Annotated in this window: 1 protein-coding gene and 1 pseudogene; both read right to left on the reverse strand. The window is 73.4% G+C overall.

Annotation, left to right across the window (positions count from 1 at the left end; translation table 11 throughout):
* Window positions 1-680 (reverse strand): annotated as a pseudogene (locus AOK22_RS35735) (apolipoprotein N-acyltransferase); the annotation flags it as partial.
* Between the two features lie 283 nt (window positions 681-963).
* On the reverse strand, window positions 964-1461 hold the full coding sequence (locus AOK22_RS35740; protein WP_055702854.1) for a nuclear transport factor 2 family protein: 498 nt from the start codon (window positions 1459-1461) through the stop codon (window positions 964-966).
* Window positions 1462-1532: the final 71 nt, after the last annotated feature.

Raw genomic sequence — 1532 nt, forward strand, 5'->3', positions numbered from 1 at the left:
GTGGCGTCTTGGGAGGGGAGGGGTACGTCGGTACGCGCGGTCGGCCCGGCCCCCGCGACGGCGTCCGTACGCGTCGCCCGGACCCGGTGTGCCGTCACGCCTGTGATGAGGAGGACGGCCGCCGTGTTCACGACCAGGACCAGCGCGCTGACCAGCCACACCCCGCCCACCGACGCGAGCCGCAGTGCGGGCTCCACCTGCCACTGGCTGGAGCCGAGCAGCCCCCAGGGGCCGCCCAAACCCTCCCAGGACCTGACCAGTTCGACCATCAGCCAGGCGGAGGGCAGCACGGCGAGCGCGGCCGTGGCGCGCGCGGGTGTGGTGTGCGGGGGTGTGGCGTGCGTGGAGTTCGCGCGCGCGGGCGGCGGCATGCCGCCGAGGAACCGCCGCACCAGCCAGCCCCACGGCGCCCAGAGCAGGCCGAGCAGGGCGGCGATGACGACCGTGAACACGTGCAGGCTCGGCAGCAGCCAGTGGTGCACGGCCAGCATGAAGCCGGCGCCGCCGAGCCAGCCGTCGAGCGCGGCCCGCCGGCCGGTCGGGGCCGACCGGGCGAGCAGCATCCAGGGCACCAGGGCGACGTAGGCGAACCACCACAGCGACGGGGCGGGGAAGGCCAGGGCGGGCAGCGCCCCGGCCATGACGGCGGCGGCGCCGCGCCACCAGCGTGAGTCGAGCATCCGTTCGGTGCGCTGCCGTATGGTGCGCCGTCCGAGGTGGCCCCTCCGGTCGTCGCCGAACAGATCCATGCAGCGCCTCCCTCGCTCCCCGACGCCCGGTCGTGCCTCCAGTGTGCGCGCCCGTGACGATCTAGGACAGTGGGCGTGGGGCGCGACGGCACGGGGAGTCCCGCGAGGGCGCCGGGAGTCTGCCGGGATGGGGGGGGAGTCTGCCGAGGTGGTGGGAGTCCAGGTGGCGGGAGTCCGGTCGCGGGATCTAGTGGCGGGAGCCCGGTCGCGGGATCTAAGCGTCCCCGGACGTTTCTCTCTGTCGCTCGTCCGCCACCTGGCGCCACTTCTCGGCGACGGCCACGTGGCGCAGCCGCCAGCCGTTGTGCGTACGCAGGAGGGAGAAGGCGTAGCGCCCGCCGCAGACGAAGTCCGGGGCGGTGGACGGTCCGGCGGGATCGGTCGCGGTGAACCGCATCGGGTTGAAGTAGTCGGCCTGGACGCGCGCGGTGTCGCCGACGTCCTGCTCGCGCGTCCCGAACTCCACCTTGCGGTTGACGATCAGATGCTGGCGCATCGGGAACAGCCGCAGGGTTTCCGTCAGCCACGCGGCGATCTCGTCGGCTCCGCCCTCGATGCCGCCCGCCGAGCGGTAGTCGGCGCGTCCGCCGGGGGCGAAGAGCTGTCGGTAGCCGTTCCAGTCGCCGTCGTCGACGGTCACGGCGTACTCGGTGATCAGGGCGTCGATGGCCAACCGGTCGGTCACGGCGGCGAGTTCCACACGCTGCGTCATCGGCTCAGTGTTGGGCACGGGAGGTGCCGAGCCAAGGGGCGTGCAGGGAGGAAGAGTTGGGGGAGGGAGAG

The sequence above is a fragment of the Streptomyces silaceus genome, from assembly GCF_001419745.1.
Classification (GTDB): domain Bacteria; phylum Actinomycetota; class Actinomycetes; order Streptomycetales; family Streptomycetaceae; genus Streptomyces; species Streptomyces silaceus.

Excerpts from the sequence above, each read along its gene's own strand:
- AOK22_RS35740 (WP_055702854.1), bottom strand. The coding sequence starts at position 1,461 with ATGACGCAGCGTGTGGAACTCGCCGCCGTGACCGACCGGTTGGCCATC.